Source organism: Candidatus Cryosericum hinesii, from assembly GCF_003570985.1.
In the GTDB taxonomy this organism is placed as follows: Bacteria; Caldisericota; Caldisericia; order Cryosericales; family Cryosericaceae; genus Cryosericum; species Cryosericum hinesii.
The window spans coordinates 114,769-138,213 of record NZ_QXIW01000027.1 but is presented as its reverse complement, the minus strand read 5'-3'; the positions used below and the strand labels follow the sequence as shown (position 1 = coordinate 138,213).

25 protein-coding genes are annotated in these 23,445 nt (G+C 58.7%); 12 read left to right on the top strand and 13 right to left on the bottom strand.

What is annotated here, in order from left to right; all coding sequences use genetic code 11:
- Window positions 1–3: 3 nt before the first annotated feature.
- Together SMC3_RS05600 and SMC3_RS05595 are read right to left on the bottom strand one after the other, a co-directional pair.
- Window positions 4–186 carry a hypothetical protein gene (locus tag SMC3_RS05600; protein WP_119086025.1) on the bottom strand — a complete coding sequence of 61 codons (183 nt, stop codon included), beginning with the start codon at window positions 184–186 and terminating at the stop codon, window positions 4–6.
- Between the two features lie 72 nt (window positions 187–258).
- Complete coding sequence (locus tag SMC3_RS05595) at window positions 259–951, bottom strand: hypothetical protein (RefSeq protein WP_119087786.1); 693 nt, start codon at window positions 949–951, stop codon at window positions 259–261.
- 154 nt (window positions 952–1,105) lie between these two features.
- Here SMC3_RS05595 and SMC3_RS05590 point away from each other — a divergent pair, with 154 nt between their 5' ends.
- The 4 genes from SMC3_RS05590 (at window position 1,106) to SMC3_RS05575 (ending at window position 4,624) form a co-directional block, all read left to right on the top strand.
- Complete coding sequence (locus SMC3_RS05590) at window positions 1,106–2,479, top strand: response regulator (protein ID WP_119087785.1); 1,374 nt, start codon at window positions 1,106–1,108, stop codon at window positions 2,477–2,479.
- A gap of 36 nt (window positions 2,480–2,515) precedes the next feature.
- A complete protein-coding gene (locus tag SMC3_RS05585; RefSeq protein ID WP_119086022.1) occupies window positions 2,516–2,773 on the top strand; it encodes a hypothetical protein in 258 nt (85 codons plus the stop codon).
- A 206-nt stretch (window positions 2,774–2,979) separates the two neighbouring features.
- Window positions 2,980–3,612: a hypothetical protein gene (locus SMC3_RS05580; protein ID WP_126859304.1), complete on the top strand. Its 633-nt coding sequence runs from the start codon at window positions 2,980–2,982 to the stop codon at window positions 3,610–3,612.
- Window positions 3,596–4,624 carry a radical SAM protein gene (locus SMC3_RS05575; RefSeq protein ID WP_126850795.1) on the top strand — a complete coding sequence of 343 codons (1,029 nt, stop codon included), beginning with the start codon at window positions 3,596–3,598 and terminating at the stop codon, window positions 4,622–4,624. The genes SMC3_RS05580 and SMC3_RS05575 overlap by 17 nt, the downstream gene beginning before the upstream one ends.
- Before the next feature lie 139 nt (window positions 4,625–4,763).
- Here SMC3_RS05575 and SMC3_RS05570 read toward each other — a convergent pair whose 3' ends face one another.
- From SMC3_RS05570 to SMC3_RS05555, 4 genes are read right to left on the bottom strand one after another with little or no spacing between them, the layout of a single operon-like run.
- On the bottom strand, window positions 4,764–5,648 hold the full coding sequence (locus SMC3_RS05570; RefSeq protein WP_119087782.1) for a ParB/RepB/Spo0J family partition protein: 885 nt from the start codon (window positions 5,646–5,648) through the stop codon (window positions 4,764–4,766).
- Window positions 5,635–6,399, bottom strand: a complete 765-nt coding sequence (locus tag SMC3_RS05565; protein WP_119087781.1) for a ParA family protein — start codon at window positions 6,397–6,399, stop codon at window positions 5,635–5,637. The genes SMC3_RS05570 and SMC3_RS05565 overlap by 14 nt, the downstream gene beginning before the upstream one ends.
- A complete protein-coding gene (rsmG, locus tag SMC3_RS05560; protein WP_119089919.1) occupies window positions 6,396–7,145 on the bottom strand; it encodes a 16S rRNA (guanine(527)-N(7))-methyltransferase RsmG in 750 nt (249 codons plus the stop codon). The genes SMC3_RS05565 and rsmG overlap by 4 nt, the downstream gene beginning before the upstream one ends.
- Window positions 7,146–7,186: 41 nt before the next feature.
- Window positions 7,187–7,648, bottom strand: a complete 462-nt coding sequence (locus SMC3_RS05555) for a COG2426 family protein (protein WP_207799688.1) — start codon at window positions 7,646–7,648, stop codon at window positions 7,187–7,189.
- Between the two features lie 120 nt (window positions 7,649–7,768).
- Between SMC3_RS05555 and SMC3_RS05550 the strand changes: the two genes are divergently transcribed.
- Window positions 7,769–8,389, top strand: coding sequence for a DUF4388 domain-containing protein (locus SMC3_RS05550; RefSeq protein WP_207799687.1), 621 nt, complete (start codon window positions 7,769–7,771; stop codon window positions 8,387–8,389).
- A gap of 9 nt (window positions 8,390–8,398) precedes the next feature.
- Window positions 8,399–9,286, top strand: coding sequence for an IMP dehydrogenase (locus SMC3_RS05545; protein WP_119087776.1), 888 nt, complete (start codon window positions 8,399–8,401; stop codon window positions 9,284–9,286).
- Between the two features lie 85 nt (window positions 9,287–9,371).
- On the opposite strand, the gene SMC3_RS05540 is transcribed toward SMC3_RS05545, so the two are convergent.
- Window positions 9,372–10,832 (bottom strand): aminotransferase class I/II-fold pyridoxal phosphate-dependent enzyme, encoded by a 1,461-nt coding sequence (locus SMC3_RS05540; protein ID WP_119087775.1) that lies wholly within the window; start codon window positions 10,830–10,832, stop codon window positions 9,372–9,374.
- 322 nt (window positions 10,833–11,154) lie between these two features.
- Here SMC3_RS05540 and thrB point away from each other — a divergent pair, with 322 nt between their 5' ends.
- Window positions 11,155–12,084 (top strand): homoserine kinase, encoded by a 930-nt coding sequence (thrB, locus tag SMC3_RS05535; protein ID WP_119087774.1) that lies wholly within the window; start codon window positions 11,155–11,157, stop codon window positions 12,082–12,084.
- A gap of 466 nt (window positions 12,085–12,550) precedes the next feature.
- On the opposite strand, the gene SMC3_RS05530 is transcribed toward thrB, so the two are convergent.
- The 4 genes from SMC3_RS05530 to SMC3_RS05515 all read right to left on the bottom strand — a co-directional run bounded on the left by SMC3_RS05530 (window position 12,551) and on the right by SMC3_RS05515 (window position 17,116).
- Window positions 12,551–14,023: a pyridoxal-phosphate dependent enzyme gene (locus SMC3_RS05530; RefSeq protein WP_119087773.1), complete on the bottom strand. Its 1,473-nt coding sequence runs from the start codon at window positions 14,021–14,023 to the stop codon at window positions 12,551–12,553.
- Window positions 14,024–14,113: 90 nt separating this feature from the next.
- Window positions 14,114–14,833 carry a hypothetical protein gene (locus SMC3_RS05525; RefSeq protein WP_119087772.1) on the bottom strand — a complete coding sequence of 240 codons (720 nt, stop codon included), beginning with the start codon at window positions 14,831–14,833 and terminating at the stop codon, window positions 14,114–14,116.
- Window positions 14,834–14,963: 130 nt separating this feature from the next.
- The gene (locus tag SMC3_RS05520) at window positions 14,964–15,773 is read right to left on the bottom strand and encodes a phosphotransferase family protein (RefSeq protein ID WP_165846607.1); all 810 of its coding nucleotides are present in this window, start codon (window positions 15,771–15,773) and stop codon (window positions 14,964–14,966) included.
- 38 nt (window positions 15,774–15,811) lie between these two features.
- Entirely contained in the window at window positions 15,812–17,116 is a 1,305-nt protein-coding gene (locus tag SMC3_RS05515; RefSeq protein WP_207799686.1) for an MFS transporter, read from the bottom strand.
- A gap of 274 nt (window positions 17,117–17,390) precedes the next feature.
- On the opposite strand from SMC3_RS05515, the gene SMC3_RS09805 reads away from it, so the two are divergent.
- Together SMC3_RS09805 and SMC3_RS05505 are read left to right on the top strand one after the other, a co-directional pair.
- A complete protein-coding gene (locus SMC3_RS09805) occupies window positions 17,391–17,936 on the top strand; it encodes a DapH/DapD/GlmU-related protein (protein WP_207799685.1) in 546 nt (181 codons plus the stop codon).
- Window positions 17,937–17,985: 49 nt separating this feature from the next.
- A complete protein-coding gene (locus SMC3_RS05505) occupies window positions 17,986–18,468 on the top strand; it encodes a methylated-DNA--[protein]-cysteine S-methyltransferase (RefSeq protein WP_119087770.1) in 483 nt (160 codons plus the stop codon).
- Here the strand turns inward: SMC3_RS05505 and SMC3_RS05500 are convergent.
- Window positions 18,458–19,234 carry a LamB/YcsF family protein gene (locus SMC3_RS05500; RefSeq protein WP_119087769.1) on the bottom strand — a complete coding sequence of 259 codons (777 nt, stop codon included), beginning with the start codon at window positions 19,232–19,234 and terminating at the stop codon, window positions 18,458–18,460. The two genes, SMC3_RS05505 and SMC3_RS05500, sit on opposite strands and share 11 nt — an antisense overlap.
- Window positions 19,227–21,023 (bottom strand): 5-oxoprolinase subunit PxpB, encoded by a 1,797-nt coding sequence (gene pxpB, locus SMC3_RS05495; RefSeq protein WP_119087768.1) that lies wholly within the window; start codon window positions 21,021–21,023, stop codon window positions 19,227–19,229. Before pxpB ends, SMC3_RS05500 begins: the two co-directional genes overlap by 8 nt.
- Before the next feature lie 232 nt (window positions 21,024–21,255).
- Here pxpB and SMC3_RS05490 point away from each other — a divergent pair, with 232 nt between their 5' ends.
- The 3 genes from SMC3_RS05490 to SMC3_RS05480 all read left to right on the top strand — a co-directional run bounded on the left by SMC3_RS05490 (window position 21,256) and on the right by SMC3_RS05480 (window position 23,444).
- Entirely contained in the window at window positions 21,256–21,951 is a 696-nt protein-coding gene (locus SMC3_RS05490; RefSeq protein ID WP_165846606.1) for a RibD family protein, read from the top strand.
- 170 nt (window positions 21,952–22,121) lie between these two features.
- Complete coding sequence (locus SMC3_RS05485; RefSeq protein ID WP_119087766.1) at window positions 22,122–22,823, top strand: pirin family protein; 702 nt, start codon at window positions 22,122–22,124, stop codon at window positions 22,821–22,823.
- A gap of 237 nt (window positions 22,824–23,060) precedes the next feature.
- Complete coding sequence (locus SMC3_RS05480) at window positions 23,061–23,444, top strand: DUF1294 domain-containing protein (RefSeq protein WP_207799117.1); 384 nt, start codon at window positions 23,061–23,063, stop codon at window positions 23,442–23,444.
- The last annotated feature ends 1 nt before the right edge of the window (window position 23,445 follow it).

Here is a 23,445-nt window from a genome sequence, read left to right as displayed (position 1 = left end):
TGGCTAGTCGAACAGGCCGAGTGAACAGGAGCGAACCCGTATGTGCAGCAAGTCGCAGGCCTTGCCCACGACTCTGGGGTCGATGTTCAGCTTGCGGGCGATGGCTATGGCTTTGCCGCAATCGATAAATCCATCGGTTGCTGCCTTGAGCAGTTCATCGCGGACTTCCTGTGCAACTTCTTCCATGGAAACCTCCTGGTTCCTGATTCTATCGGCAGCAGACACCAACAGTACAGTGTGCCATGTGGGAGCGCATTTTCAAGCAGAGCGCAGTAGCGGGAGAAGGTCGAGGACGGCCGCTTCGACTGTCTCGATGAACACCGCGTCCTGTACGGATCCTGAGATCTGGTTCGCGTGCGGGTTCCAGTCTCTGAGGAGTGCAAGGAGGCCGGCTTCTTCGGCCGGCGTACAGCCAGGAAACCTGTTCACAACGAGCAGGTCTGCCCGGGCAGCCATGATGCCCATGTTGGGCTTGGCACTCTGCAGAAGGGGACAGCGCAGGACGTACATATAGCGCGACCTTTCCGGGACGGATGAGCAGTTGCCTTCGATGAGGACGCGTGTCTCCAGGGGCCACTGCTGAAGGGCTGTGGCCACCGCCTCCTCTGTCTCCTGATGAGGTCCGTCAAGGAGAATGATGTCACGCAACGGCCGAAGCCATGGAGAGCGCTCCGACTGACTCAGGCGTCCAGTATCACCTCCTTCGATAGGCAGTGTTCCAGCTGCCAGCGAGTGTGTCGCGAGGTGCAGGCTGTGGCGCGACAGCTTGATATATATCTCAAAAGGAAGGTCCCGTACGAGCGATCGGCAGATCGTTGTCTTGCCCGAGTGACCGGAGGCCGAGTGAACGACCAGGGTTGAACGGGCAGCAGAGGTAGTGGTCGCCTGCTCCCTGAACTCTCCATTCTGTCGAGTTGTGCCCTGCAAGTCCGTTTCGATAAAGGTGCGCATTGGTACCTCCGAGGTCCGCCTTCCTGTGTTCCCAAAGCTTGCAGCCCTTGCGCCGGGAATTGCTTTTTGCCCGGATACATAGATAATACTCTATAAGAGCGTTGTTGGGAGTGCAGTTGCCGATTTGTTTCCGCGCGTTTGTTGGAAGCGGGCGATGAACAAGGACAGAACCGGGGGTGCGCTGGTGGAACGAAAGGTCTTGGTAGTCGATGACGACATCGAGAGCCTGCATCTGTATGGAGACATGTTGCGACGAGCGGGCTATGCAGCCGTCACCGCAAGCACTGGCTGGGAAGGCATTGACTTGGCTGTCAAGGAACAGCCCGGCCTTATTTTGCTGGATCTCCGCCTCCCGGACATCACTGGCCTGACGGTCCTCGAGACTCTTCGCACCGCCCTGTCGACCAAGAACATCCCCATCATCGTCGTGTCTGCCATCAGCAAGGACGACGACGTCATGAAAGCGATGCAGATGGGGGCGTTCGACTATGTCGTCAAACCCATCACCTACGACGACATGATTCGCAGGGTCGAGCTGGTTTTCTTCTCGCGCGAACGTCAGGGAGAGGGCGATCAGGCGCCCGTGCTTATCGTCGAGGACAGCGCAATCGATGGGGTGGCGCTGTCGGAGCAGCTGAGCAGCTGGGGGTACCAGGTGACGTGGGTTCGGACGGGTCGTGAAGGCATAGAGCAGGCTGCTACCGATAACTTCGACATCATTCTGCTGGACGGGCTTCTGCCTGACATCAACGGGTTCGAGGTTGTGAAGGAGATTCGTGCGACGGAGCGTCTGGGCACGACGCCCGTCATCATGTTGACGGTGCTGTCGGGACTCGTGGACAAGCTCAAGGGGTTTGAGAGCGGTGCTGACGAGTTTCTCAACAAACCTGTGTCGTGGGAAGAACTGCGCGTGCGCATGCGTTCCCTGATGCGGCTGAGGGGCATGACCAAACAGCGCTTCGCGTTGTCCGAGGTCGTTGGCGTCATCACGAACGCCATTGAACTGGCTGAGGCCACGGAGCCACGTCACAACCAGAAGGTCGCAAGTATCAGTGTCATCCTTGGCAAGAGAATGGGCGTCCACGGGCACGGACTATGGGTCCTGGAGATGGCCGGTTCGCTGCACGATGTTGGCAAGCTGGTCATACGCAGAGAGATCCTCTTCAAGCCGGGCAAACTCGATCCCTCAGAGTGGGCCGAGATGCAACGACACAGCGAGTACGGGGAGAAGATTATCAAACCCGTCCATGGATTCGGCGAGGTGGCCGATATCGTCCGGCATCATCATGAAAAGATGGACGGTTCGGGGTATCCTGATGGTCTGAAGGGGGATCAGGTCTCCCAGTTTGTTCGTATCGTCAGTGTGGCCGACAGCTATGAGGCGTTGATAAGTGACCGGACATATCGTCCGGCGTTCACGCGCGATCAGGCTCTGGAGATCCTTCATAAGGAGACTGACGAGGGACGCTGGGATCCAGAGGTCATCGCTGTGCTGTCCACTTCTCTCGACGATCTCGATAATCTGTAGTTCACCCCTGCCGGGGCTGGAAAGGAAGGCTGTTTCGTGAACGTTGAGGTCCAAGCAATCCTGTTTCCATACGATGGTTTGAGAACGGCGGTGGTAATCAAGGAATTCGAGAGTGCATTGGAGGCAGCCGGCGTTCGCTGTGTCGTCGGAAACATGGCGGTGAGCTGCTACGGCGAGATGGATACGGTTCTCTCCACCATCAACAAGGCGTATCAGGCCATCGCGGTTACGGACAAGCTCAGCATCTCCCTCGTCATTGCCAACGACATGCCCCAGATAGGGCGGAAGACCTGAGAGACGTGGTCTTCAATTGCGTCCCCAGGCGGACACTCTCCGTGTCCGTCACGGGCGAGGAATGTGCATTGCACTGCAACCACTGCAACGGACACTACCTCCAGCATATGGTGCCTGTTGCCGCAGCCCGTCGCGTGTTGGAATCGGGAGAGTACCGGAGCATCCTTCTGTCCGGTGGAAGTGATTCCCACGGTTGCCTGCCCCTGATGGAACATCTGGCATTCATCGAATGGGTCCATGAGCAGGGAATACGCATCAATGCTCACGTTGGCCTGCAGTCGGACGCGGATGTCCGTGCGTTGTCACCCTATTTCGACAAGGTTTCCCTCGACTATGTATGGGATGATGGGACCATCCATGACGTCTACCATCTACAGCGGTCTGGTGCCGACTACCTGCACGCAGCCCAGGGCTGGGTGGATGCGTTCTCGGCAGCGGGTAGTTCGGAAGAACTGACGTCTGCGAAGCAGAGGGTCAACCTTCACCTCACGATCGGTCTCAAGGGTGGCGTTGTTGTCGGAGAGTATGCGGCGATCGATTCACTGATCGCGTTTCAGCCGGCGTCGCTGGTCTTTCTGGTCCTCATCCCCACGGAGGGGACGGTCTACGGCAACGTTCCTGTTGTTCCGATCGATGCTGTGGAGTCGGTGTTCGCCTATGCGAGGCTGAAGCTTCCGGCGACAGACCTTGTCCTGGGCTGCATGTATCCCAGAGTTGACAGTTATGGTGAGCAGTTGGAGCATCTGTCGAGACAGTACCAGTTCCGTGGCGTCGTCGGCGTGAAGCCGAGCGCAGAGGATGTGGAACAGGTGGAGGAATGCTGTGTTTTCTACAAGTGACGCGCGAATGCAGGCAGGTGAGCCCGTGAGTCTGCGGGCAAGCATTGGCACGCTGGTTGTCCTGGGCCTGAGGGATATCCGGATGGCTGCGTCGCCCACTACGGCATACCTCATGGTCGGGGGACAGTGTTCCAGCGACTGTGCCTACTGTGGACAGGGACGCGGTGCCATCGGTGATCACAGCCGGCTTTCACGCATCAGCTGGCCTGAGGTCGGCGAGGAAGAGCTGGTTGATGCGCTTGTCGCCCATCCTGGGGCATTCCAGAGGGTCTGTTTCCAGACAACGGCTTCACGCGGAGTGCTGGAGCAACTGCTCGCGCTTGTGCCGCGGATCCGCCAGGCAAGCGACGTTCCGATCTCCGTGTCGTACAGGGTGACCACGTTCGAAGAGGCAGACCAGCTGTTTGCTGCTGGCGTGCAACGTATTGGGGTTGCGATCGACTGCTGCTCCGAGCGCCTCTATCCTCAGCTTCGGGGTGGGTCTCTGGCCGATTCGATAGCGCTGGTCAAGGGGCTGGTCAGGCAGTATCCCGGCCGTATCTCGACACACCTAATTATTGGGCTGGGGGAGGACGAGATGGAGGCAGCCGAACTGATGCTCGATCTGCACCGGGCAGGCGTCCTGGTGTCGCTGTTCGCCTTTACCCCGGTTCGCGGCACCCGTATGGAGCACGGCACCCCGCCGGCGCTGATGTCCTACCGCAAGCTTCAGTTACTACTAGGGTTGCTGGATTGGCAGGAAGAAGAGCATTTCTGTGTCGCCTATGATGCCCGAAAAAGCATCCATAGCCTCGGCCTCAATGAAGTCCAGGTGCGGTCATTCCTGCACAGGCATTTCGTGTTTGTGACACATGGATGTCCGGGATGCAACCGCCCGTTCTACAACGAGACACCCGGAGGCACCATGTTCAATTATCCAAACGTGCAACTGGAGACGGTAGACCCCGAGATCGACCGCTTCATCGAGGACCTCAAGGCAGACGGCTTCGATTTCGCTGCCGCAGGTACATGAACTGACGACGCGCAGAAGGGAGCCGTCCAGTACTACCGCGCGGCCGAGGAGAGACTCTACTCCTGAGCTGCCTTCTCGCTGTTGAAACTGGAACGCCCCAGCGTGAGCTGGGGCGTTGTCACAGACAGTGGTCGCGCGGTCAGTTTGCGGGGCCAGCCTTGTCTGTGACGTCTTCCTGCGAGTTCAGGATCCCGAGGATGCGCAAGAGGTCCTCCTGATTGAAGTAGCTGATCTCGATGACGCCCTTGTTGACCTGTCCCCGTATGTTGACGCGCGTGGCCAGAAGTTTCTGCATGGTCTCCTGGATGTTGCGCAGTGCCTCGTCATGCACAGCACCCGCACGGGGCTTCTTCGTCAGCAGGCGGCGGACAAGTGCTTCCGTCTGGCGAACCGAGAGCTGCTTGCGGATCACCTCTGCCAGCACCGTACCAAACTGCCGCTGGTCCTTGAGTGGCAGGAGTGCGCGGGCATGTCCGGCGGTGATGGTCTTGTTGTCCAGGGCGGTACGTGCGACTTCCGGAAGGTCCAGCAGGCGGATGAGGTTGGCGACAGTGCTTCGGTCCTTGCCGAGACGCTGTGCGAGCTCATCCTGGGTCGTCCCGAACTTGGTGAGGTAGTCGCTGAAGGAAACGGCGACTTCGATAGGTGACAGGTCCTCGCGTTCCAGGTTCTCTGAGAGAGAGATCTCCATTGCTGTACGATCGTCGAGGTCGCGGATCGTCACCGGAACTTCTTCCAGGCCAAGCTGAACGGCAGCCTGGAAGCGGCGTTCCCCAGCGACGATCTCGAATCGATCGTCTCGTGGGCGCACGATGATGGGTTCGAGGATGCCGTGTTTGCGGATGCTCTCACCTAATGTTGCGAGCGCTGTTTCATCGAAGCGGCGGCGTGGCTGAAGCGGCGAAGCGACGATCTGGTCAGAGCGAAGCATCCGAACTCCCCTGTCACTCAACAAGGCGGACTGCGCCGGTTCGTTGGCGAAGAGTGCGTCAAGCCCTCGCCCAAGACGCTTACTGTTGTTCACGGGATTCTACCTCCTTGGCGAGCTGCCGGTACGCTTCAGCACCGGTGGAAAGCGTGTCGTATTCCAGGATGGTCTTGCCATAGCTGGGTGCTTCGCTCATGCGTATGCTCCTGGGGATGACGGCCGTGAAGACGGTCTCTCCGAAGTGCTTGACGAGCTCATCCTTGACCTGTGCGGACAGGATGGTTCGTTTGTCGAACATAGTTACCAGGATGCCCAGCAGGGCAAGGTTTGGGTTCAGGCGCTGCTTGACCAGGCTGATCGTCCGTAGCAGGTGCGTCAGCCCTTCCAGTGCGTAGTACTCACTCTGGATGGGGATGATGACTTCGTGGGCTGCTGTCAGCGTGTTGAGAGTCAGAAGGCCCAGCGACGGAGGGCTGTCGATGATGATATAATCCCAAGACCCGTCCAGGGAAGCCAAGCGGGTCTGAAGAACGTACTCGCGGCGGTCCATGCCGGCCAGTTCCAGCTCGGCGCCCGCCAGGTTGATCGACGAGGGGACCAGTGAGAGGTTGCGTTCGTGGCTGGGCTGGATGACCTTCTCGATCGGATCCCCGGACAACAGGCACGTGTAAATGTTGGATGTGAGCTGCGCTGCGTTTATGCCGAGGCCTGTGGTTGCATTAGCCTGTGGGTCGAAGTCGACGAGCAGGACGTGGTGGTTGAGCTCGGCGAGTGATGCGGCGAGCGACAGTGCGGTGGTCGTCTTGCCCACACCGCCCTTCTGGTTGGCAATGGCGATGATTCTCACGAGCCGTTCCTCCTGGACGACCGGCCGCTGAGGGTCGGGGTCACCTGCAGTATGACAAGCTTGGAATTGCGTTCAACACCCGGCAGGGTATAGTCGAGAACCGTGGCCGTACAGTGGACGCGATGCAGCGTAGCTACGAATGGTGGGTCCTGGAGTTCGGCGAGGTCCTTTTCTCCTTTCCACAGCACTAGTCTGCCGTTGCTTGCAAGGAGAGGGAGAGCGTACTGGAGGACAGTCGCGATATGGGCGACACTTCTGGCAGTGATCATGTCGAACGCTCGTTCAGGCAGAGCGCTCGCGTGGTCTTCGACACGTCCGTGGACAACACATGTTCCGGGAAGGGGCACGCCGCCCACCAGGCTCTTCAGGAAATGTGCCTTCTTGCCGATCGATTCGGACATCGTGACCGTCGTGGTCGGCCAGGCGAGTGCAAGAGGAACGGCGGGGAAGCCTCCCCCCGTTCCGATGTCAAGGAGCGAGTGTGGGGCCTCGAGACCCACAAGCAAAGGCGCAAGCGAGTCACGAATGTGTGTCGCCAGCAGGTGTCCGGGATCGGCGTCAGACGTCAAGTTCATAACTTCGTTGGTCTGGGCAAGCAAGGTCAGAAACGATACCAGCCCAGCGCAGAACGTGTCGGTGCATATCACTGGCCTCTCCCCGACAGGCAGTGCGGCAGCGAAGTCATTCATTGACTTCCGTACGACAGGAAGAAGTTGCGTCGGATCAAGCTTGCCAGCAATATCCATGGGGTCCTCCGGTTACTGTTCCACGTGGAACAATTTGATGTTCAGAGCCACTTTGCCAGGACGCCCTTGATGACGCCAACCGATGCGAGAAAAACAATTGCGCACGCTCCCAGGACGCCCAACGAGATACAAGCAATGGCCAAGGGCTTCTTCATGCGCACGATCTCGGCAATGAGACAGCCCGTGTAGGCACCAGTCCCCGGCAAAGGGATGGCGACAAACACCGCGAGCCCGACGAAAAGTCCGTACTTTGCCAATATGCTTCCACTGCGGGCCGCCAGGCGACCGCGGTATCGCCGGAACCATGTCCACCGGGATGCGACCGCAAGAAGCGGTTTCTCCAGGAGATAGAACAGTGGCGCGATACACAGGTTGGCGAGCGTTGCGACTAGCAGCGCCTCCCACACGGACATCTTGAGCACACCGATGGCATACGGCAGCGCGCCACGAACTTCGACGCCCGGGATGATGGTGATGAGAAAAATACGCAGGATATTTCGCACGAGTGTGAGCACCCTTCCAGTATATCGGAGGCCTCCGAGGATGCAACGCGAACGTTGTAAAATGCCGAGCACCACAGTACAATGGACATGCGTCATACGCTGTGGAACTGGGGGTCAAGGATGCTTGAGGGGAAGTTCGGCAACTGCCAGGTGGACGAAGTCCTCCAGACGATTGTGCAGGGCAAGGGGACTGGCCGCCTCAACCTCGAGGGGACGTCGATCTTCGGCGGGCGCGTCCAGGCGACGTTCTACATCGAGGATTCGCGAATAGTCCATGTCGAGGTTGGTATTGGTACGGCATACAGCTCCCTTGTCGACCTGTTCAGTCTCCGGGAAGGGAATTTCTCCTTCGCAAGCGGCGAGACAGTGAAAAACAGGGATCAGTCCGTGCCGGTTGCGGACATTATCCTTCAGGTGACGGCCGCTCTCGACGAGTGGAATTCAATGCGCCAGCGACTCGGTTCTCTGGATGCTGTGTATGCCCTGCGGGCGGACGGTGCTACAAAAGACTTGACTCTTACCAGGGAGCAGTGGCAGGTGATGGCAAGCCTGGATGGCAAGGCATCACTGCGTGAGATCGCCAGGAAAACCGGCAAGGGCAGCGTCGCCGTTTCGAAGGCGCTCTACGGATTCATTGAGGCGGGGCTCGCCGCCGAGGTGGATGTTCCAGCCATCAGTCAGGATGCGGAACGGGAGCAGTTGCAGCGTCGTGGGTTCTTCGGCCTCTGGAGTCGGAAGTAGAAGGGTGGGATGCCGGGACTTCGGGAAGGGCTGTTCTTTGACGATGTCATGCTTCTTCCTCGCCGAAGTGAGGTCGCTGCAACTGATGTCAACCTCGAATCGAGGCTCTCGACCAATGTCGTGCTGCGCTCCCCCTTCGTTACATCGCCGCGTCAGCCTGCGGCTGATTATCGTCTGGCTTCGACCGTCGCACGCGCGGGCGGCATTGGCATCATCCCCCTGTTCGGAAGCGTCGAGGACCAGGCGCATGAGGTGCGCAAGGTCAAGGAGCTCATGTGCAAGGATGGCGAGGCGGCCTGCGACCTCAAGGGCCGGCCAGTGGTTGGCGCTCTTGTCGATCTCGAACGGGACAGCGTGCTGGAATGGATAGGTTCGCTCGCGGAAGTCTGGACGGACATCATTGTCGTGGATGTGTCGCATGCTGATCGCCTTGCGATTCTTCGCCAGATCCAGGCGGTGAAAGCAGAGTATGACTGGCTGCCGCTAATGGTCGGCAACGTTCAGACACGTGCCGGAGCCAAAGACGTCATCGATGCTGGCGCGGACATCGTCGCCGTTGGCAGCGGGTTCAGTTCCTTTGCAGAGGCGACGGAGATGTCCGGCGTCGGTGTTCCCGAGCTGTCCGCTCTCATGGAGGTTGAGGATGTCGCCTCTCTCTACGGGAGGCCGATCATATGCAATATGGGTGTGCGCTCTGCCGCAAGTGCCGTCAAGGCTCTTGCGGCCGGGGCCGCAGCTGTCGTCCTCAATACCCTGACGCCGGACACTGCTTCCCAGGTCATGGCGCACGTTGCGACGCAGTTGCGTGAGAGTCTCAGCTATGTCGGCGCACACTCGATTGCGGAGTTGCGTGAAAAGGCCGAGTTCATCCGGATCCGCCCGCCGTCCACTGCCTGACCCTGTTTCTCCTCAGGAATGTCAAACGCCCTGGCGTATAGCCAGGGCGTTTTCATGAGAGGCAACAAACGAGTCCAGTGACCGATCAGCGTTCCTTGACGACCTGCACGTACCTGGCCGTCTTGTCGATGATCCCTTGCAGATCGGCGCCGTGGTCGCGCATGAACACCATGTAGTCCACGCACTCGTGTGTCATGACTTCCCCGGGGACCGTGATCGGGATGCCGGGTGGATAGGGAGTCACGAGCTCCGCGATGATGCGCCCGACGGAATCTTCCATGCGGACGCGCTCCCTCTTGGCATAGTATGCTTCGAACGGGAAGAGGACCATCTCGGGAATATTGGGGATGGGCGGCGGCGGAGCGATGGTCGAGGTCTTTCCGTGGCGTTTGCGTGAGATATCCTCGAGTGCTTTGATGAGGATTTCGACCGCTTCCCTGGGTGTCCCGATCGTGATGAATGCCAGGATGTTCTCAAGGTCAGACAACTCGATTTCGACGTTGTAGTCTCTGTTGAGGATCTCCTCGACCTGGAATCCAGTCAGCCCCAGCCTCGACACATGAACAGTCAGCTTCGTGAGGTCGACATCATAGACGGCCTCGGTGTGAGCGCGTTCCCTGCCTGGGGCAAAGAGCCCCTCGATGTTGTTGATACGCCGGCGAGCATCCTCTGCGAGGTCGATGGCTCGCTGAAGAAGGTCGTGACCGTTCGTCGCCATCTGCATGCGGGCGACGTCGAGCGCCGTCATGAGGATGTACGAGGGCGACGAGCTCTCCAGCATCGTGAGCGTGGCTCGTACCAGTTCCTTGTCCACGCGCCGTGAGCCCAGATGCAGCATGGACGTTTGAGTAAGGCCGGAGAGCGTCTTGTGCGTGCTCTGGACAACCATGTCGGCGCCCGCATCGACAGCACTCTTGGGAAGATCCGGGTGAAAATGGAAGTGCGACCCATGGGCTTCGTCGACCAGGATACGACGTCCTGTGGCGTGCGCTTTCTGAACGTAGTAGTCGATGTCCGAACTGATGCCAAAGTAGTTGGGATTGGTCACGAAGACGGTCTTGGCTTCAGGATGATCGCGGAGCACGCGTGCGAACGTTTTCTTGGATGGGAACGTCTGGAACTGCAGCAGGCGGTCTTCTTCGGCCTCAAGGTAGATGGGGCGCAGTTCGTTGAGGATGAGCGCTCCGTACATCGAGCGGTGCGAGTTGCGCTGTACGATGACGCGGTCGTTGGGATCGCAGGTCGAGAGGATCATTGCCTGGTTCCCGACCGTCGAACCGTTGACGAGGAAGAATGATTCGATAGCGCCATAGGCTTCAGCGGCTAGCTCCTGTGCTTCCTTGACGACGCCGATGGGGCGATGGAGGTAGTCGAGTCCTTCGACCTCCGTCAAGTCGGAAAGGAACACATTCTCGCCCCAGAACTCCTTGAGGCGGGGATGAATGCCCTGACCTGACATGTGCCCCGGCATGTGGAGACCGGCGCGGTGCTTGCCGATATACGACTGAACAGCATCAAAAAATGGGGTACGACTCTGATCTCTCATGGAAAAGAGTGTACCGGCCGGACCCCTGCTGTCAACGCGCGAGGATGAATCCTGGTGCCCGGTGCCACCTGGTTCAGAACGTCTGTCCGGGTTCCAGGACTACGCAATGGGCGCTCGTCGAGGCCTCCACCTCATAGTGTCGTGTACCTCCTCCTCAGTTTATCTTCTGGAGTATACTGGTCAAGTTTTGGTTCGATCATTCACAGTGGAACTTGCAATTGCATTGGACATGGTAAGATATGTCAAGTAATTCGCTTTGCGATAGTTCGCGCGCTGCCAACACCTGCATCGAGGAATTGCAGCTGCGCCGGGGGAAGCAAACATGATCAATAGAGTAACGGTCAGCGTTCCTGCAAGCACTGCCAACCTTGGACCAGGGTTTGACGCTTTTGGGCTAGCTCTTGACATGCGCAGTACGTATACTGTCGAGATCCTCCCTGCGGAAGAGAAGTGGAGCGTCCACTTCGAAGGCATGGGCGCCGATGTTCTCAACGAAAAGGGTTTCAAGTTCGTCAGTGAGGTCATGGACTACTTCGAGCGTGCCGAATCAGTGCATCTGCCGCCGCTGAGCATCAACGTTCATACCGGCATTCCTCTGACGCGCGGTCTTGGATCCAGTGCCAGTGCTATCGTGGGTCTCCTGTCATGCTTCGAGGTCCTGATGAACACGCAGTTCGATACCGGAAAAATCCTCAAGTACGCTATCGCCATTGAGGGACACCCCGACAACGTCACTGCATCACTGGTCGGTGGGTTCACCATCGCTTCGAGCGACAAGAGCGAGGTGGCCTACATGAAGGTCGTTCCTCAGAACCTCAAGGTTGTCGTCACGGTCCCATCCAGCTTCCTGTCGACAAAGAAGGCCCGAGCGTGTCTTCCTGACATGTATGCGCGCAAGGACGCCGTCTTCAACATCGGTCGTGCCTCAATGCTGTCTGCCTGCATCTTCAGCGGCAATTATGACCTGCTGTCGTTTGCGCTTCATGACCGTCTCCACGAGCATTACCGTGAGAAGCTTGTCACCGGATTCCGCGAAGTGTCGCATGCCGCCGACCGAGCCGGGGCCTATGGCAGTTTCCTGTCGGGAGCCGGGCCCAGCATTGCCGCTCTCGCCGAACCCGCCAAAGCGGAGAAGGTTGCCAAGGCCATGCAGAAGGCGATGATCGAGCTGGATGCAGGGGCTGAAACGTTCATCCTCGACATTTCAGCCCAGGGAGTCATCCTGCAAACCAGCGAAGACGTGAAAGCATAGTCCCTTTCCCTCTCAGAATTGATGACCGCCCACTGCAAAAGGTGGGCGATTCTCCTTTTTCCGTCTGTCCTGTATCGAAGACCTGTAAAGTGGCTTCAAAAGCGGGTTCTGAGCATCGCATCACGAAAAGTGGCCCTGACAGACGATTTCAAACAATATGCCGTATCATTACACGTTTTCGATTCATTCAGCCTCACCATGAGCATATTTCACTGGAATGAGCCTCGGATGTGGACTTCAGAACGGCGCTCTGAAACCCGGCCTTGCCGGGGTTTTTCCACAGGTTCCGACAGGTTGTTCACCATACGATCGTACATGACTCCACCAGTTTTCCACATAATTAACAGCGGCTGTGGAGAAAAGTCGATTTTGTGGAGGACATAAACAAACACCCCAGCATGAACCCGCCGGGGTGTTTGTTGTTTCTCTTCATATCAAGATACTGGTAAGACAAACGAACAACTGACTACAGCTTTGCCAACAACCCCGTCCTCTCGTTGAACTGATCGATGAGTCTGTCGAACGCTGGGGCAGCAGTCCAGATCTGATTCCAGAACTCTGGCTCCCACAGTTCACGCAGTTCCTCCGCAGTCTTGCCCTGCTGCTCGACCCAGGTGAAGTACTTGAGGTTGTGCAGTTGCTTGCGGTCGCGATAGTTGAGCTCGCGGTACCAGTCCGTCAGAATGCCCTCGAGATACTTCGCATAGTCGAGCGCCGCGTCCATCTCGGTATAGGGGCCATACTCGGCGCGCAGTTCTTCGATGCGTGACAGGTACAGGTCGGCGGAATCCGTGAACACGGTGAAGACGACGTCGTTCTCGTCCATCTCCTCGTATTTGGCCATCTTAATTGCCGCGACCATGTTTGCCAGAGAGGAGATGCCCATCAGGTTGAGCTGCTCGATGATCTCGCGCGGGACACCCTTCTTCTCAAGGTAGACCTTGCCTGCTTCCTCATTAAAGAGACGAAGCAAATGCATCGGATACTCGTCGTCGATGGCGGCCACAGCATCGGTATTGCGGACGTTATGGATCCAGGGGACATGCTTGTCGCCGATACCCTCGATACGATGCGCGCCAAACCCGTTTGCATAGAGGGTCGGGCACTGCAGAGCCTCGACAGCCGTGATATGGCTGTACGGATAGACCTTCTTCAGGTACTCGCCGGCACTGATGGTCCCCGCAGAGCCAGTGGCGGAGACATATCCCGCCATGCGCGATCTTGGACCCTTGATGCTGTTGAAGACCTGCTCGAATGCAGAGCCGGTCATGTCGTAGTGCCACAGTGCGTTGCCGAATTCCTCGAACTGGTTGAACACGACGATGTTGTCGCCACGGGTGGTCTTCAGCTCGTGCACCTTGTCGTAAATCTCTTTGACGTTGGACTCGGTTCCAGGAGTGCCGATGACCTCCTTGGTTCCAATCTCACGCAGCCAGTCGAAGCGTTCTTTGCTCATCCCTTCCGGGAGGATGGCGACGGCATCCGTGGCCAGCAGAGCACAGTCGAAGGCACCACCGCGACAGTAGTTGCCTGTGGATGGCCATACAGCCGCCTGTCGGGCCGGGTCAAACTGTCCGGTCACGAGTCGCGGGACAAGGCAGCCAAATGCAGCGCCGACCTTGTGTGCGCCGGTGGGGAAATACTTGCCGACGATGCCAACGACGCGAGCCTTGATGCCAGTGATGGAACTTGGGAGTTCGATATAGTTCACGTCGCCATACAGGCCTGTTTTCACGTCGTTGTGCCACGTGATGCGGAACAGGTTGATGGGGTTGACGTCCCAGAGGCCGACACCCTTGAGTCTGGCCTTGACCTTATCCGGGACAAGCGACGGGTCCTTCTGCTGTGCGAAAGTGGGGATGATGATATTGCGGTCCTGAGCCAGTTTGACGGTTTTTGCCAGAACGTCTTCGTGGACGGTCATATCAAATACGGCCATATTGTACTCCTCTTATCAAAGAATCTGCATGTCAGGCATGAAAACACTTATAGAAACCAACTTCTTAGTCTAGCACCCCCGAAGGCTTGTTCAACCCTTGTGTGTGAAGAGCTTGACAAGCCTGCCGGTCGCATCGCGCAAGGCAGCACCCAGAAGCTCGGGGTTGAGAGTCTTCTCCGGTTCGTTGTGAAACACGGCAAAGGGGACCTGGTGCCCCTTGACTGCGATGAATCCCTCGTCATGTCCTTCAGACAGGCGTGCCCAGTCGTTGTCCTTGTAATACCGCTCCATTTTGGCGTCCTCGAGCGAATGGTACAGGATGGAATCGGCCTGTTCGGGGCGATAGCGCCGGCGGTTCTTGCGCAGGGACTCCTCGAAGGAGACGTCGATGTACAGGATGCCTGCGTGTCCGAGCACATCGTCCGACAGATGCCGGAACGCATTGGCAAAGCCGTGTTCCCCGCCGCGAGCGAACTCCATCATGACCGTGTGGTGTTCGAGAAACAGCCGGTCCCGCGCCAGCTTCTTGCGGAAATCCAGGTCGATGCGTTCAATGAAGAAGTCCCAGATGCGGTCGTCCAGGAAGTACAGGGCATCGTCTGTATCCCGCCTGCCAAGGCCCATGGATTGTCTGATTGCGTCGTTCTCAAAGGTCTGCCAGACATAAAGAAAGTCGTCCAGTTCCTCGAACGGGGCGATGTGGTACTCCTGCAGTCGCTTCTCGTCGGGCAGCCGTTTCAGGAAGTCGATTGTCTCGCTCTTGCCTGCTGCGGGTCGACCGATGAGCAGGATCACATCCAGTTTTTTCATGATACCTCCATGTGGGGTGACGCCCCGGCTTCATCATATGAAAACTTGCCCCAAAAGCACGGATGCAGAGCAGCCCGCCATTGTACCAAGCCGCGTGCGAAAAGCAAACGACGAGAGCAGCTTGGTGCAGTCAGTGCTTCTGCTGCAGTTCTTCGATGAGTGCCATCAGGCGTGGCCGCTCTTCGGGGATGTCGTCTGCGAGGCGTGCGACGGCCACCGGAAGCAGCCAGCTCCACATGTCGTCTGCTGCGTCGGGCTGCAGCTCGCGGTAACGTTTCAGCCACGCTCTGTAGAACCGGTCCCTTACCTCGCGCTCAACCCATGCTACGCGAAAAGACCCGGGAGGGGCATCCGCGATCCGCAGCAGCAGCGCAGTGCGTGCGGCGTCGGATGCGGGTGTTCCACGAGCGGCAAACGACCAATCGATGATAGACGGACCCTGTGGCGTCATGAGCACATTGTCCGGGTGAAAATCGCAGTGGCACAGACGATCTCCGTCGGGAAGCCGCTCGAGGACGGCCAGGGCGTCACCTTTGACGCGTGCAACCACGCCGGCCCGGGCGATGCGCCGCGCCAGGCCCTCGCGGCGAGATGCCAGTCCTGGTGCATGACAGTCATGCATGCGGGACTGCAGTTCGGCAAAGATACCGGCATAGTGCGCTATCCGCGCGGGTTCACGGCCGAGTAGAGTGAGTATGCTGTGTCCCGTCAGCCGTTCCAGTACCAGCCCTCGGCGACCGTCCACCACAATGACATTCCTGAGTTGAGGCGAGGGGATGCCGGCGGCGTTGGCGGCCTTTGTTCCCTCCACTTCCTGGTTGATGAGCGATGGAGGAAACCCGGGGACAAAAAGTTTGAGGGCACTATTTTCCTTCCAGGCATACACCTCTGCGGTTCGTCCATGACCGAGCAATGTTGCCGAGCCGATGTGTTCTTCCATGACATCCTCCTGGTGATGACCCTGAGCAGGCACGTCATTCATGGCATGATCCTGATACGTGGAACAAGTATCCAGATGAGAGCTGCGCCCGCCAATGCTGCACAGGCGTTGATGACGATGGCCACGGGTTCGCCTGCCCATTGTGCCAGCCAACCTATCAGGAGCGAGCCGATGGGCATCACGCCGAAGAATATCAGGCTGTAGACAGCACTGACGCGCCCCCGCAAAGAGTCTTCTACCTGCGACTGGACCAGCACGTTACAAAGATTGATGACGAGGATGCTGGCAAATCCGACCAAGGCCAAGAGAAGTAGCTCAAAGGCCATCGAACGAGCAAAGGCAAAGGCCAGAAGAGCGATGGGATAGGCAAATGTTCCGAATGCGGCAATGCGTCCCTTCACCTTCAGATGGCTGATGGTCGCGATGGTCAGCGCTGCCAGCAGGGCGCCAATGCCTCGTGCAGACTGGAGCAGGCCGTTGATGGTCGCGCCGGTCGTTGCGCTGCCGTGAAGGACCTTGATTGCCCAGGCGGGGATGAGCGTAGCAAATGAGAGGCCGAGCAGTGACGTGATGCCAATGAGGAGCATGAGTGCGCGAATGTTCTGGTGTCTCCAGACGTACTTGAGCCCCTCCACGATTCCTGCCATGGGGCTCTGATTCCTGGGAGACAATGGCACCGGTCGAAGGTGCATGAACAAGAGGGCTGCGATGACCGCGACAAAGGACAGGCCATTGATCGTGAAGCACCAGGCCGGTCCGAGGAGGGCGTACACGGCGCCCGCCGCCGCCGGTCCAAGCGCCGTGGCCACATTGAACATCGAACCGTTGAGTGCGACAGCATTGGGCAGGTGTCGTCTGTCGTCAACCAGCTGATCCACCAAGGCCAGGCGCGCTGGTGAGTCGAAGGTATTGGCGATTCCGAGCAGAAACGCCAGGACCAGGATGTGCCACGGTCGTATGGCGCCGGTAAACGTCAGCAATGCCAGGACAAAGGCCAGTACCAGCATGGCAGACTGCGTATAGAGCATCAGCGTCTTGCGGGGTACGCGGTCTGCGACCGAACCTGCATACAGCATGAACAGCCAGACCGGGATGCCATTGGCGAACGCGACGTAGCCGAGGAAGGCTACTGACTTGGTCAGCTGGTAGGCGAGGTATCCCTGTGCTGTCACCTGCATCCAGGTCCCGAAGAGTGAAACGAGCTGTCCGGCGAACCAGATGCGGTAGTTCCGGTACCGCATGGCTGCGAATGTATCGCGTGGGCTGATGCGCCGTTCAGGAACCATGGCCTGCGTATCGAAGCACTCCGCTGAAGTATCTTTGTTCACCTTTTCGTCAGCCATCCACCTAACCTCTCTTCTCAGGGATCGTGCGTAACAAACAGAATAACATGAGTTTAGCACAAACCAGTCAGAGAAAGCAAGCAGCCAGGAACTGCGCCGTTCCTGTTGCAGGCCGGCGCCCTCTCGTCAGTTGCAGGGTAGTCACAGGGAGTGAATTGCATAGAATGGAATCCCAATTCTGCATGGTCGACGTGGGCAGTTGGGGCCTATGTGTGGAATCCGTTCGTGGCAGGGAACGCAAGGGCAGGGTCAAGAACGAACAAGGAGTGTGGACATGGCAGCACAGCATACTGGCACAGACCGGCTGAGCGTTATCATTACGGTTGCCGATCGCATGTGGAGAGGCCTCTTCATTAACTGGCTGGCATCCAGTCCACTTCTCGTGAATCCAGTCAGAGCATCATTGATGCGCCTCTATGGGATACGGACAACAACGAATGGGATTCGGCCCGGATGCTATTTTGCTGGCCGTGACGTCGTCATCGGCGCAGACACGTTCGTCAACTATCGCTGTTTCTTCGACGGCTCGGCACCCATTCGAATCGGGAAGAAATGTGGCATTGGCATGGAAGTGCTGTTCTGCACGTCGACGCACATCATGGGGTCGGCGACCGAGAGGGCTGGGCACGTCAATCCCCAACCCATCACGGTCGGGGACGGTTGTTGGATCGGCGCGCGCTCAGTCATTCTGCCAGGCGTAACGATCGGGGACGGCTGTGTCATAGGCGCGGGAGCCGTCGTCAACAAAGACTGCGCCCCCAATGGCATGTACGCCGGCGTTCCTGCCCGGCGGGTCAAGGAACTGCCCGTAGAGGACTGATCCTGTGTCACGGGTGTCGACGTATCCGATTGGTCGTTCAGGGGGTCGTATGGTGACACAGCTGGATAAGGGATATCTTTTCACGGACATCGGCGCACTGGAGGTCGCAGGCACGGAACATGGCATCGTGTCGGTGACGTTTGTCGAGAACGTCGACACGGGAGCGGCCTGTGTGACACCGGTTGTACAGCAGTGTATTGCAGAGTTGAACCAGTACTTCTGTGGCAAGCGGAAGAGGTTTTCTGTCCTCCTAAACCCGGGAGGCACAGAGTTCCGGAGACTGGTCTGGCATGCGTTGCGGGAAATCCCGTTTGGCCAGACGAAAAGTTACCGGGACGTTGCCATGGCGATCGACCGTCCCAGGTCGGCGCACGCGGTGGGCGGAGCAGTAGGGCGCAACCCCATCGCCATCATCGTTCCCTGTCATCGCGTCATCGGCAGCGACGGCTCGCTCACCGGCTACGCCGGCGGTCTCGACCGCAAGCAGTGGCTGCTGGAGCACGAACGGAGGGTTCTGGCTGCTAGAGGCTGAGCACTTCCCGCAGCGGGCTGACGTGCACGCCAGCCTTGTCCAGCGCACGACGGACCGTCTCCAGGATCTGGCACGCAGCCGGATTGTCCCCATGAATACAGATGGAGTCGGCACGTATCGTAACGACTTCTCCTTGCATTGTCTCGACGGTTTCCTCGGTCACCATCCTGATGACGCGCGTGGCGATAGTTTCCGGATCGTGCAGGACGGAGCCCTCATGGGCACGAGCGACTAGCGAACCATCCGCCTGGTAGGCGCGATCGGCAAAAGCCTCAGCGGCAAAAGGGACACTTGTTTCACGGGCAGCAGCCTCGTGCTGTGACCGGGGCAGTCCAAGCAGGATCAGTGCAGGGGCTGCGTCCCGGGTTGCTCGCGCAAGAGCGCGGGCGAGATCTGGATCTCTGGCCGACTGGTTGTACAACGCTCCGTGTGCCTTGACATGGCACAGGGGGACTCCTTCGGCACGGCAGAGGGCCGCCAGAGCTCCAATCTGGTACAGGCAGAGGGCGTAGACTTCATCGGGGGTACACGTCATGGCGCGGCGTCCGAATCCAACCAGATCTGGATACCCCGGGTGTGCTCCGACAGCGACACCACGGTCACGTGCCGCCCTCACCGTTGCCAGCATGATCTGCGGGTCCCCTGCGTGAAAGCCGCAGGCAACATTGGCGCTGGTGACATGGTCCAGGACATGTGTGTCATCGCCAAGTGTCCACGCCCCAAAGCTTTCGCCTACGTCGCTGTTGAGATCAACTGCTCTACTCATGGTCCACCTCCAGAGGAGTCACGTCCTGCCATTCAACCACGTACCGTACATCGTTCACGGTCAAAAACAGTGTACCACCTGCGTGGCACTGGCGCCAGATGGCACGCAGGTGGGTCAATTCCTTTCTTGCAGAGGATTGCTTCTCAAGCATCTCCTGTGCGCCAGCGAGCGAGCACATGCAAAAGCGGATACTGTCACCCGGTCGACGCTGGGCCAGCCGTCCGATTGCTGCTGAGGCGACGACGAACGGCTTGACATATCCTCCCGTCGTCTGGCGGTCCGCCAGCATGACGATAGGCAAACCCGCGCCCGTCACTTCGACAGCTCCCTCGGGGATGACCTCCGAGATAATATCGGCACCGTGACCGAGCGCAAGCTGTGGCCCCTCCAGCCGGCAGCCCATGCGGTCGCTGGCATCACTCACAGTCCACGTCGCGTCAAGGAATGCCTGTCGTGCGCCGGGTGTCAGTGATTCTGTCTGTGGACCCGGCAGGACCGGAACTGGTGTATCGATGGCATACGACGGTCGCAACCTGAGTGGGCAGGAAAAGCCATCGAGACGCCTTGTCGGTTGCGTCAGAGGATGCAGATGCAGACTGTCTCTCGCACGCAGTGCTCGACCTCTGAATCCTCCCAGTGCAGCCCGGAGCAGTGTCGAACGGCTGCCTAGCACGTATGGAACGTCGATACCGCCGGCAACACATAGCCAGGCACGGCAACCGGCTCCGATGCAACCGGTCATAGAGAGGACGCTGCCGGTTCGTACCAGGACCGCAGTCCATGCCGGAATATCGCGCCCATCCACCTGCAGGCCCATGTCAGCGCCCGTTAGTGCCACCAGCGCATCTGTCGTGAACACCAGACATGGACCGGAGAGTGTGATTTCCAGAGCCGCCGCCCCTTCCTCGTTTCCAACCAGAAAATTCCCGAGTGCCAGCGCCTGTCGGTCCATGGCTCCTGAAACGGGGATCCCCATGTTCTGCAGTCCCCAGCGGCCCTCGTCCTGTACTGTCGTCAACATGCCGGGCTCGAGCACGTCACATCCGCCAACATCCTGCTCTGAAACATCGCATATTTGTGGATAACATGTGAATTCATCTGACTGCTTCTCTTCAAATTCCTGAAGGCTGATGGGAGAAAAGCGAACGACGTCTCCTGCCTGCACCAGCGAATGCTGCTCGCGCGACGGGTCAAACAACGTGAGAGGCGTGCGGCCGATGATGTTCCAGGCTCCCGGGCTGGACACCGGGTAGACGCCTGTCTGTGTGCCCGCGATGCCCACGCTCCCTGCCGGAACGACGGTTCGCGGTGTTGCCAGGCGCGGTGTTGCCAGTTGTGGGTCGAGGCCCATAAGGTATGGGAAGCCAGGCAGGAACCCCAGCATGGAGCACTGGTAGCCAGCTGCAACATGTCGCTGCACGACCTCCTGTTCGCTCAGTCCAGATTGCCGACAGACGACCTCCATGTCCGGGCCGCATGCGCCGCCATAACAGACTGGGATCGTGACGGTCCTGGGGTGAACGGATGGGGCGACCATGACGTTTTTTGTGGCTGTGGACACAAGTTCCTCGACCTCTTCCACTGAGGCCTGCAGCGGCCGGACGATCAGCCCCAGAGAGCAGTATCCCAGCACCGTCTCGACCAGCCAGGCAGGATGCAGCGTCTCGACGGCGCGTTGCAGCGCGTGAACGCGTGCACTGGTTGAGGGCGAGACGTCGCTTCCAACCACGACCAGCCAGCAGCTGTCGCCGTCCTGCACTATGGATGAGGTCCATTCCTGCGATTCCATTTTATCATGATAGCGCTGTTTGCTCAGAGTGCTCTTCCGATTCGCCGGGACTGTGGGGACGAGGTTCCAACGGGGGTGACGCAGTTCATCAGCCGATCTCCTTGTCTGTCCTTCCTGCACAGGCGGCAATCGATCTGTTGCACCGTCAGCCGCGTTTCTCTCTTTGGCAGAGTCGCGCGTTGACCGTTTTCACTCCTGCAGTATGATGCAGTCAACACACAGGGGGTGCCACATGTTGCCTCGAGTGATCATTCACAATGCAGTCAGTGCTGACGGACGTATCGACTGGTTTGAAGCCGACGTCGGGGTTTTGTACGACCTCGCGGGGAGATGGCATGAGGACTGCACGCTGGTGGGCTCGAGCACGGTGTTGGCGGCTCCTGAATCGGCGGTGCGGGACAAGGGTCCTTGGGAACCACAGGCCGCCCTTCCGGCTGACACACGTCCACTACTGGCAATCGTGGACAGTCGAGGGCGAGTCCGCTGCTGGAGGACGTGGCTGGCGATGCCCTATTGGCGAGGTGGCGTGGCGATCTGCTCGGATAGCACGCCGGACGAATATCTGCAGTACCTGGCCGAGGTGGGAGTCGATTGCATCGTTGCCGGACCCGAGAAGGTCGACCTGAGGGCCGCACTGGAAGAGTTGAACATGCGCTACGGCGTCCAGACCGTGCGCGTTGACTCGGGTGGCATTCTGAACGGCGTGTTGCTCCGGGCCGGACTCGTGAATGAGGTCAGTATCCTCGTGCATCCTGCGCTGGTTGGTGGAACGTCCCAGCGTTCCATGTTCCGAGCGCTGGACCTGGCATCTCCCGATGGCGTCATTCCTCTCGCGCTTGTCAGCGCTGAGACAATGGGTGAAGGCCTGGTGTGGCTGCGCTACAAGGTCACCGGCAGGAGAAAGAAGAAAGCCCCCCGAACGATCTGAAACAGTTCACTCCACAATTGTGCGCATCGTGGGCACTTGTTTGACTCAAGGGCGCGTTTCGTCTATACCTGAGACAGACAAAGGCATGAGAGGAATGGTCGTCTTGGACATCAGGGTCGGATAACAGGAATTCTGCAGGTTTCTTTACGGTTGGTTTAAGGGGGTCTCACATGGTTACCCGTATACCGGCACAGGAACGCCATTTTGTCGACCTGTCATGGATGCAGGCCTATTGGCTCTTTTCATACGGCGAGTGGTTCGTGCCGGATAACGTGCACCTGGGAATGCTGCGTGCCTTCAACGACGACTTGATCCAGTCGAAGGAAGGCTTCGGGATGCACTTCCACGAGGAGCTGGAGATCGTCACGATCATGCTCGTGGGACAACTGACTATCACCGATGATGCCGGGGAACGCACGACCGTCCACGCAGGTGAGGTGCACCGCATCTCTGCAGGTACGGGGACGCGTCACACGGAGAGGAACGAAGAGAGCGATCCAGCCCGATACTATCAGATCTGGGTCTTCCCGGACAAGCCCGGAGTGATGCCGTCGCACGAACAGAAGGACTTCACTCAGATGTCGCGGCAGGATCGGTTGCTGACGGTGGCTTCTGGCAGGGGACAGCCCGATGCAGTGACGCTGCATGCCGACGCCTCCATCTCACTGTCGACGTTTTCTCCAGCCTTTGCGCTTGAGTACCCCATTACGGGCGACCGGTGTGTCCTGCTGTATGTGACGTCCGGGTCCATTTCACTCAACGGCACCCTCCTGGAACAAGGAGATCAAGGACGAGTGACCGGGGAAATCACAGCGCTCTCCCTTTCTTCGGCAACGGGCGGGAGCTTCGTCCTTGTAGACGTTGCTACTTAGTCCCCCTCCATCTCTGTTCACGGCGTCACCCTTGTTCTGAAGACGCCGGCGAGCTCCCCGTCACGTTGCACGTGACGGGGTTCTTCGTATCATAATCTGGAGTGCCAGCGGGCCGAGCCACGGCGAGCAAAGGAGCATAAGGATGATTATGGCGAGCCTGATCGAAAAGTCGCATACCGTGCAAACTCTGACAGCCAGAGTCCTAGAGACGCTGGGCGGCGTGGAGCACGGAGAGCGGTGACTGTCGCTGCTCGTGCCCGTCGTCGTACCATGACCGGAGCGTTGGTTCTTACACTGGGGCTGGCCGTCATGGGCATGTTCCTGCTGCATGGGTACCTGCCGGCACTCGACTGGGTGCAGTCGTGGCTACTGGCCGTCACGGGCATCACGTTTCTCACCTATGGCTATGACAAGCTGGTTGCGGGGACGGGAGCAACCCGTGTACCGGAAAGAGCCCTCTTAACACTGGCGTTTGCGGGTGGTACCGTCGGCGCGCTCCTCGGCATGCGGCTGTTTCACCACAAGACCAGCAAAGAAAGCTTCCTGGAACGGTTCTGGCTGGTCGTCGCCGTTCAGATCGTGGTCGTCGCCGGCTGGTACATCTTCCTGCGTCCGCGCTGAC

What these genes read in the sequence shown, in the direction of transcription:
- SMC3_RS05580 (WP_126859304.1), top strand. Translation starts at nt 2,980, where the DNA reads ATGGAACATCTGGCATTCATCGAATGGGTCCATGAGCAGGGAATACGC.
- SMC3_RS05505 (WP_119087770.1), top strand. Translation starts at nt 17,986, where the DNA reads ATGGTGACACAGCTGGATAAGGGATATCTTTTCACGGACATCGGCGCA.
- SMC3_RS05520 (WP_165846607.1), bottom strand. Translation starts at nt 15,773, where the DNA reads ATGGAAGAACACATCGGCTCGGCAACATTGCTCGGTCATGGACGAACC.
- SMC3_RS05515 (WP_207799686.1), bottom strand. Translation starts at nt 17,116, where the DNA reads ATGGCTGACGAAAAGGTGAACAAAGATACTTCAGCGGAGTGCTTCGAT.
- pxpB (WP_119087768.1), bottom strand. Translation starts at nt 21,023, where the DNA reads ATGGAATCGCAGGAATGGACCTCATCCATAGTGCAGGACGGCGACAGC.
- SMC3_RS05485 (WP_119087766.1), top strand. Translation starts at nt 22,122, where the DNA reads ATGGTTACCCGTATACCGGCACAGGAACGCCATTTTGTCGACCTGTCA.
- SMC3_RS05550 (WP_207799687.1), top strand. Translation starts at nt 7,769, where the DNA reads ATGCTTGAGGGGAAGTTCGGCAACTGCCAGGTGGACGAAGTCCTCCAG.
- SMC3_RS05530 (WP_119087773.1), bottom strand. Translation starts at nt 14,023, where the DNA reads ATGGCCGTATTTGATATGACCGTCCACGAAGACGTTCTGGCAAAAACC.
- SMC3_RS05490 (WP_165846606.1), top strand. Translation starts at nt 21,256, where the DNA reads ATGTTGCCTCGAGTGATCATTCACAATGCAGTCAGTGCTGACGGACGT.
- SMC3_RS05595 (WP_119087786.1), bottom strand. Translation starts at nt 951, where the DNA reads ATGCGCACCTTTATCGAAACGGACTTGCAGGGCACAACTCGACAGAAT.
- SMC3_RS05590 (WP_119087785.1), top strand. Translation starts at nt 1,106, where the DNA reads ATGAACAAGGACAGAACCGGGGGTGCGCTGGTGGAACGAAAGGTCTTG.
- SMC3_RS05525 (WP_119087772.1), bottom strand. Translation starts at nt 14,833, where the DNA reads ATGAAAAAACTGGATGTGATCCTGCTCATCGGTCGACCCGCAGCAGGC.
- SMC3_RS05600 (WP_119086025.1), bottom strand. Translation starts at nt 186, where the DNA reads ATGGAAGAAGTTGCACAGGAAGTCCGCGATGAACTGCTCAAGGCAGCA.
- SMC3_RS09805 (WP_207799685.1), top strand. Translation starts at nt 17,391, where the DNA reads ATGGCAGCACAGCATACTGGCACAGACCGGCTGAGCGTTATCATTACG.
- SMC3_RS05545 (WP_119087776.1), top strand. Translation starts at nt 8,399, where the DNA reads ATGCCGGGACTTCGGGAAGGGCTGTTCTTTGACGATGTCATGCTTCTT.
- SMC3_RS05540 (WP_119087775.1), bottom strand. Translation starts at nt 10,832, where the DNA reads ATGAGAGATCAGAGTCGTACCCCATTTTTTGATGCTGTTCAGTCGTAT.
- SMC3_RS05500 (WP_119087769.1), bottom strand. Translation starts at nt 19,234, where the DNA reads ATGAGTAGAGCAGTTGATCTCAACAGCGACGTAGGCGAAAGCTTTGGG.
- thrB (WP_119087774.1), top strand. Translation starts at nt 11,155, where the DNA reads ATGATCAATAGAGTAACGGTCAGCGTTCCTGCAAGCACTGCCAACCTT.
- rsmG (WP_119089919.1), bottom strand. Translation starts at nt 7,145, where the DNA reads ATGGATATTGCTGGCAAGCTTGATCCGACGCAACTTCTTCCTGTCGTA.